Origin of the sequence: Acinetobacter sp. RRD8 (genome assembly GCF_031844225.1) — a bacterium.
In the GTDB taxonomy this organism is placed as follows: domain Bacteria; phylum Pseudomonadota; class Gammaproteobacteria; order Pseudomonadales; family Moraxellaceae; genus Acinetobacter.
Genome location: NZ_JAUZUU010000038.1, coordinates 1 through 7,110, shown reverse-complemented (window position 1 = coordinate 7,110; position 7,110 = coordinate 1). Strand labels below are relative to the sequence as shown.

Annotated in this window: 9 protein-coding genes and 1 pseudogene; 4 read left to right on the top strand and 6 right to left on the bottom strand. The window is 36.2% G+C overall.

Features of this window, described 5'->3' with window-relative positions; genetic code table 11:
• Positions 1–982 (bottom strand): MobQ family relaxase (gene mobQ, locus Q9R24_RS14820; RefSeq protein WP_311215564.1); only part of this gene is annotated, 982 nt, incomplete at its 3' end.
• A gap of 208 nt (positions 983–1,190) precedes the next feature.
• Here mobQ and Q9R24_RS14815 point away from each other — a divergent pair.
• Positions 1,191–1,457: a hypothetical protein gene (locus tag Q9R24_RS14815; RefSeq protein WP_006581723.1), complete on the top strand. Its 267-nt coding sequence runs from the start codon at positions 1,191–1,193 to the stop codon at positions 1,455–1,457.
• Between the two features lie 17 nt (positions 1,458–1,474).
• Positions 1,475–2,194, top strand: a complete 720-nt coding sequence (locus Q9R24_RS14810; RefSeq protein ID WP_001218546.1) for a DUF6998 domain-containing protein — start codon at positions 1,475–1,477, stop codon at positions 2,192–2,194.
• A 108-nt stretch (positions 2,195–2,302) separates the two neighbouring features.
• Here the strand turns inward: Q9R24_RS14810 and Q9R24_RS14805 are convergent, their stop codons facing one another.
• Positions 2,303–2,752 (bottom strand): BLUF domain-containing protein, encoded by a 450-nt coding sequence (locus Q9R24_RS14805; protein ID WP_311204766.1) that lies wholly within the window; start codon positions 2,750–2,752, stop codon positions 2,303–2,305.
• 744 nt (positions 2,753–3,496) lie between these two features.
• On the opposite strand from Q9R24_RS14805, the gene Q9R24_RS14800 reads away from it, so the two are divergent.
• Together Q9R24_RS14800 and Q9R24_RS14795 are read left to right on the top strand one after the other, a co-directional pair.
• Positions 3,497–3,811 carry a hypothetical protein gene (locus Q9R24_RS14800; RefSeq protein WP_227554090.1) on the top strand — a complete coding sequence of 105 codons (315 nt, stop codon included), beginning with the start codon at positions 3,497–3,499 and terminating at the stop codon, positions 3,809–3,811.
• Positions 3,812–4,117: 306 nt separating this feature from the next.
• A complete protein-coding gene (locus Q9R24_RS14795; protein ID WP_004897314.1) occupies positions 4,118–4,315 on the top strand; it encodes a hypothetical protein in 198 nt (65 codons plus the stop codon).
• Between the two features lie 264 nt (positions 4,316–4,579).
• Here Q9R24_RS14795 and Q9R24_RS14790 read toward each other — a convergent pair whose 3' ends face one another.
• The 4 genes and pseudogenes from Q9R24_RS14790 to Q9R24_RS14775 all read right to left on the bottom strand — a co-directional run.
• Entirely contained in the window at positions 4,580–5,122 is a 543-nt protein-coding gene (locus tag Q9R24_RS14790; RefSeq protein ID WP_004896925.1) for a plasmid replication DNA-binding protein, read from the bottom strand.
• A gap of 66 nt (positions 5,123–5,188) precedes the next feature.
• Positions 5,189–6,118, bottom strand: a complete 930-nt coding sequence (gene repM / locus Q9R24_RS14785; RefSeq protein WP_004896921.1) for a replication initiation protein RepM — start codon at positions 6,116–6,118, stop codon at positions 5,189–5,191.
• A gap of 202 nt (positions 6,119–6,320) precedes the next feature.
• Positions 6,321–6,554, bottom strand: a complete 234-nt coding sequence (locus Q9R24_RS14780) for a hypothetical protein (protein WP_034429840.1) — start codon at positions 6,552–6,554, stop codon at positions 6,321–6,323.
• A 101-nt stretch (positions 6,555–6,655) separates the two neighbouring features.
• A pseudogene (locus Q9R24_RS14775) lies at positions 6,656–7,110 on the bottom strand (hypothetical protein); the annotation flags it as partial.

The following is a 7,110-nucleotide window of genomic DNA, read 5'->3' as shown; positions in this document are numbered from 1 at the left end:
GGTGCTTGGTCAGGGTTATTTCGGCTTGTTTGAGATTACGCTGCATGAAATCCAGGTCTAGATTCGCGTCTTTTGCGCTGATTTCGCGTTTTAGCACTTTGCCAAGGGTTTCCCTCTGTTTTTCCTCAAACAGGGCTTTTTCGTCAATTGGTGGCGTTTTAGCGCTATTTTTGATTTGGATCTGCTGTTCTGTTTTCAGTGTGCTGAGTTTGATCTCATTTTCAGCAATCAGCAGATCCATATTTTTGCTGTATTGCAGCTGAGCCTGATTTCTCTGTTTGATTTCGTCATTGCTTCGGCTGATTTCGGTCTCAATCCCTTTTCGGCGCAGTTCGGTGACTTTCGGCCCTTCGTGCAGCGTGGCTTCTAAACCATTCTCCTGGTCTTTGTAGCTGCGGTGGTCGACTCGGGCAGTGTATCCAGCCAGATCCAGGTGCATATTGCAGATATCGGCAAAGTGTTCGCGCCAGTGTTCGATTTCTCCACTGTGTTTCTGATCCAGTTCCCGGGTTTTCTCGGTGAAGCCTTCCTGAGTAAGTTTGCGTGTGCTCATCAGGATATGCGCGTGATAATTGCGTTCATCACTACCAGATCCAGTATGCGGTGCATGAATACAGGCATCGATGGCCACCTGATGTCTGTCCACGATACTGGCGCATAGCTCTTCGAGCATGGCCAGGCGTTGTTCCTGATTTAATTCACTTGGAAAAGCGATTTCAAATTCTCGGGCAACTGTCGAGTTTTTTCGGGTTTCCCGTTGTTCAACTTCGTTCCAGAGTCTTTCCCGGTTTTTTAAATGTTCTGGTGCGCCTTCGGGTAAATAAATTTCTTTATATTCCACACCTGTTTTTCGGCTGTAATCATGTTCTCGGCCCTCACGTTCACAATAGATCTTTTCACCTGCCCGATAGGCAATCGCAGCAGTAGCGGAACGCCCTGCTGATCGTGCTACGGTTTTGACTGAAAAGTGGTAAATCGCCATGCCTATTTTCGCTTTTAAATTTTCACGTAGTGAAATACAACCGTGGATACGGTTGTCGGGGTATTGGGGAGACCCCAATCGGACTTGCAAACGAAGTTTGCATAAGTGCGCTCTTCGAGGAAAACATTACTATACATATAGCACCTTGAATGCATATTCAAGTGCGCTTATGTTAGGGATGGTTTCCCAGGATGATGGTATTGGATTAATGAGCGTTACTGAAACACTAGACAGCAAAATTAAAGCCCAGGAAGAAAAGCTGAAACAGCTTAAAGCTCAAAGACAAGCAGCACTTGCAAGAGAACGTGCTAAAGAGAAAGAACAGGCTCGTAAAGATGATACTAGACGCAAAATTCTAATCGGATCTTGTATGCTAAAAATCACTGAAGAAGATGAACAGGCCCGGGCAAAATTGATTGCACAGATGGACAAGTATTTGACTGATGAACGTGATCGTAAGCTCTTTAATTTATAAGTGATAGGAAATCAATCATGGCATTGAGCCAATTCGATATTATTAAGTCTTTAGGTGAATCTATTGAATGGTTTGAAAAAGAACTCTCTTGGGGAATGCCTATTGCAGAATTAAGGCATTTAACAGGAAGAATTGGGGAACTTTATGTAGCTATGATGACCTTAGGACAATTAGCTGATTCAGTTAATCAGAGAGGTTATGATGTAGTTTCCAGTACTGGACAAAGAATTTCTGTTAAGACTGTTACTACAGCAAGTCATGTCGATTTTAATCTTAAAACGATTGAGTTAGTGGACAGAATTATTGTTTTAAGAATTAACCCAGAGGACCTCTGTATTGAAGTAGTCTATGACTTAAATATGGAGCAGTTTCAGGCTAAGTCACGAGAATACAAAGGGAAATATATTTTAGGTATTTATAACAAAATACTTTTAGCTAATTCAAAAATAAATATAGGGTTAAATATTCCTACTGAAACAGAACTGAAAGTTGAAAATAATCATGAGCTATTGATTTTAAATAATATTTTTTATGATGGATATGAGATAAAACAATATGAAAATGCAAAAATTGAAGTTTATAAGGATGGTGAAAAACAACCATCAGCTAAAGAAATTTTGAGGCAGATAGCCCTCCCTTTAAATGTCTCTTTAAATAATTCAGCCGGAAATCCTAAAAATACTCAGCAATTAGGGGATCATGTGATCAAGGCAATAAAGAACTTTAGATCAACCTGATTTCGCATAAGAGATTTTATGTTAAATGCATGATCAAAAGACTTAATTCATAAGTCTTTTGAAAGCACTTTATTATATTAATTTTATTCTAAATAATTTTTGTACTGGTTAAGTTAAAGCTTTACTTTTTAAGATAGAAAAGCTATCTCCATGTGTGCTTAACAGCTCTATAAAAGCTGGAATAGTAGAGCTATTCAGTAAATAAGGATTAAATTCATCATTATGATAATGCTTAAAGAAATCAATAACTTCTTTATGAATCATGACATATTTCATATGCCATGCAGAAAATAAATATTTTTCGATATTTTCGAAAGATAAAACTTCACAGTTTTTATGACGTGGATCTTTTAAAATTTTTTCATAAAATAGATATTCTACTTTATCTTTCTGACCTTCTAAGCATTGAATAAAGTAATCGTTTCCATAATAAAGAACACCATAAATTTCATTTAGGCTATTAAAAGCTACGGCTTCTGTCAAAATATCATATAGATCATTTACCGGATTAATATTACTTTTGATCTTACTTACATATAGTAGTCTAAAGTCATTCATAGCTTTTGCCTTAATGAAAATTTTAAAAATTTTTAATACGATTAGGGTCTGTTGACATTTCAAGTATAGAATTTACCCGATAAAGGTAGCCAAATAAATATACAAGCTAATGAACCGTACCGGGTTTGTCGGAGACTTTTTTATTTAAGTTATCCGACTGGTCCTGCAGCGACTTTAATTCGCATTCTGGATGCCCATCCAACTTTGATCTAAATATTTTAGATAATAAAAAACCCCGGCATCCTGCCGGGGTTTTTCATCGTTGCTGATTGTGCTGTTGTACCCTCTGGTCCATGTGCAATAACTTATAATTTTTGTTTTATGTTATGGAACATCCTGTTCCTGATGACTTGATCATAGGAAAATTCCACTGTTCCAGGTAGTAGCAAAGGGCCGAGATTGATGTGCGCCAAAGCGTACAAAATAGCCTAAATTTTATCCCCAGAAATTGGGGATATTTTTGGCCCTGGGAAGACCGAGAACATTGGGAAAATGTCGAATTTGAGCATTTTTTAACCGATTTTATTGGCTAAATGTTACAGATCTGCTTAAAAAACACACGAGTTGTTAAAACGTCTGTTTTTTGATCTTTGGGGTTTTGAATTTGTGAGTTTAAGTATTTGATAAATAAAGCTATTTAAAAAGGCATTTCGTATAATGCCCATTATGTTAAATAGTGGGATGAATTTTACAAAAATCGGTATAGTAATAGTATCTTTAACTTAAAATATAAAAAGTGTATTTTTGAAAAAAACATTGTATATCAATATATTATCATTTCTTTTGACATCATTATCTTTATTTTATCAGAGATATATCCCTGTTAATCGTATAGTTGTCGATAGGGTGGAAGAAGTAGATAGACTTGCAGGAGGTTTTCCCTTTGTATTCTTAATTGATGGAGATTTCACTTCACCTGGTAACAATATAAGCGTGTTATTTATTTTTTGGGATTTAGATGAGTTCCTTCTTCACTACTTTATCTTGGACTACTTATTTTGGCTTAGTTTTCTGTTGATTTGTTATTTATATCTCAAAAAGAGAAAAAATCGAGTCTAATCTATCTTGTAGCGTTCCTAAAATTAACATAATACACGTTATGCGAAATTAGAAAAATGAGTTTATTGCACTGATATTTATCTGTTTTTTAAATTTTAGACCTGGGTTGGTGCCCAGGTTTTTTTATTGCGTATAACAGCCATTATGTTAAATAACATTGATTTTAGTTGATTATTCATCCTTATAGCTTTTGAAAACTTGCAGAACTTTTCTTAATTTGTAATCCTTGCTGCCAAGGGTGCCTAGCTAAGCTAAGGCAGGTATTTGTTGTAGTCGGGCCGCTATAACAGGATGAAGAGTACCTGTATGTTTAATCTAAATATTTTTAATAAGATTTCTACTGAAGTCTTAACCTATAAGAATGCCCTTGAACTGAATTCAGAGAATCAATTAATCATAAAATATAAGACCTCCAGTTCTGATGAATATAGAAAAGCTATTGTCTTGATTCTAAAAGAGCGAGGATATAGTAGGTTGGAAATAGGGCAGTTACTTGAGAGTTAATTCTTAAAATTTCCTAAAATTAACATAATACACCTTATACGAAATTCTTGATATTTCTCTTTAAATATCATTATATTAACGTAAGCCGTTCTGGAGTATAGGGCACCAGAACGGCTTTTTATTGATTATTCATGTTCCACGATCACTAATTGAGCGATGTTCCACGGTTTTATTCAGTTTTAATAAACATCATCCGGTTTTTTGAGGAGTCATTATTTCAAGTGCTTGCACTGAAATTGGCTCTTCAAAAAACTGGAGTCTTGGCTAACCATATGGAAGGAAAAAGCGGCTTAGGAAGCCTCTCTTCTTCTGTTCTGGTTCAACATGCTCCGGGATAGGAATACGCTTATTGTCTTGCTGAGGAGTAGTCAATTCGTCATAGTTCGTTGCTAGTTCCGACCGAGGATCCGTTGCTATATCCTGTTTAAAGCTCTGATCGGTAAAGGTAGTCATATTGGCTTTTGGTGCTTCTAGTAAGCGCTGCATAGCTTCAATCTGTTCTTGATAAAACGATTCACGTTCTAAAGATTGATTTTCTCTCTGTATTGCCTGATTTAATTGTTTTTCCAGTATGTCAACTTGACGTTTTAGTAAGTCAACTTCTGTCAAGTTTTGACTGTTAATTGATTGACTTTGATTGACTGTATCCTCTTTTTTTTGTGGTTCCCCAAAAACTCTTAGGGCCTCTGAAAAGTCAATTAATCCATCAGATCCTTTAGATAAATTTCCTTTGTTTATATGTGCATATATGGCTTGTCTTGAATATCCATAAAGCTTAGCTAACTCTGAAACTGACAGTTTTTTCATTATGTAAACCAGTTTTCAACTTGTGTTAATACCTGACTGTTAACTTAACAATTTCAATTAACAATGTCATTGAAATCCTAATTTTCTGAGTAAAGGAAGTAATTCCTTAAATTTCTCTGCATCTTGCAGCATGGCAGCTATACGTACAGCAAACTGCTGATAGCTTTCTGTGCCTTGTGAATATTTACTCATCTCAGGAAGCTCTGAGAGCTTGTTGGCGAATAGATGGCGTTGTTTATCTGTTATTTTTGAAAAGAGGTCTAATGTATTCGGATCTCTTTTAGATTCGACTGAATGCGTGGCTGATTTTTTCTGTTTAAAGCTAAATGAAAAACCAGTAATAGATCTACCTGTTTTATGCTGTTCAACTTTGACAGTAATATCGGTATGTTCATTTACTTGTTTTAATGCAATGTCTAAAACATATTTTTTAAAATCATACATTCGTTTGTATTCAGTCTCGAGTACACCTATTTTTTGTCTAAAATCATACATAGTTATGAGAGGCGTTTTTCCAGTACTACGCCATGCAATCAATATTTCATATAAACGAACAGCATAAGCACTTGTTAAATTACTTATTTGTTGTATTTCATACTTTGTAAATTGTTCTTCTAACCTAGTAATTAAAGGCACAATAGCAGGGGCAAAAATAAGTCTAACGACAGCTTCATTATCAATATAAGCCACCTCGCTCACCCATCTTGATTTGTGATTAATAATGTTACCTTTTTCACTAAGACTCTGATAACTGAATTGTCTTGCAAACAAGTCATCGCAAGCATCTTTTAACGCCTGATAAGCCGTATTTCGATGTACACCAAACTGATTAATATAACTTTCAGCATGAACTGTTAGTGGATCATTAGCATTTATCCCTTTACCCGATTCCCTTGCTTCAACAATAGCTAGGAGAATTAACCTCTGTTCAACTAGATCGAGGTTATAACTGGCATTGATTAAGGCGTTATCTTTAACAACTAGTTCTGTTTTCATATGAAAAGATTATATTTTTAATTCAATAAGACGAGGTTATATAATTATCTCGCTTAATGCAAGGTAAACCTCGTTTTAATGCAAGGTAAACCTCGTTTTAATGCAAGGTAAACCTCGTTTTAATGCAAGGTAAACCTCGTTTTAATATCTCTAGAACCATTATGAATAAAGGATTACAGCTTAATTAAAAGCATTTAAAAGCTTAAAAATAATTAAAAGCCCAGGGAGTAAAAAATTGCCCTTGGTTTTCGCTTCGCTCAAACTCTATTGAATCTCGCTTTCGCTCGATTCGTCGGGGCAATTTTTGGTTCATATTTTCGTGAATTTGAGAAAAAGCAAAAGCAAGATCAAAAGCAGCTCGGAATTCGCTTCGCTCATGAGCTTTTTTTCTCGCTACGCTCGATTTAAGAATCAAATTTGGAAAGTTCGCACCCATGCGGGATGCTCTGTAGGGTAGGTGATTAATGGATAGGGAGCTTGTAATCAGGGAAAGGGATGGGCAAATTTTCTCAGTTCGCTCGTAGACACTCGCTCTGTTTAGCGACTCATGCCACGAGATTTCATTTTAGGCGCATGTTGCTGTGCTTTGAGCTGTTGTTCCTGTCTGAGTTTCATCTGTTGTTCTGCTTTGATCTCATCCACACATTTTTTAATGACTTGATAGGATGGGTATAGAGTCTGGTATTGCTTGGCTTTGGCTGGATGTTGTTGTTGGTACTGCTTCCAGGCATGTTCTTTAAACTTTTCATTTTCCAATAAATCCTTCACACCATGTTTTTTCTGGTGTTCATGCTGACCTTTCAGCTTTTTGTGCTCCTGGTAAATCGCATCACGTTGGGCTTCCCAGGCTTTTTTTCCAAACAGTAAGGGTTTGTTCTGAGTTAATTCGTTGTGTTGATCGACCAGGCTTTGCAATTTGTCATGACTTTGCTTGAGTCCGCTTTTCACGATCTCCTGGGCAAGCTGCTGATTGAACTCATTTTGATGTTTGT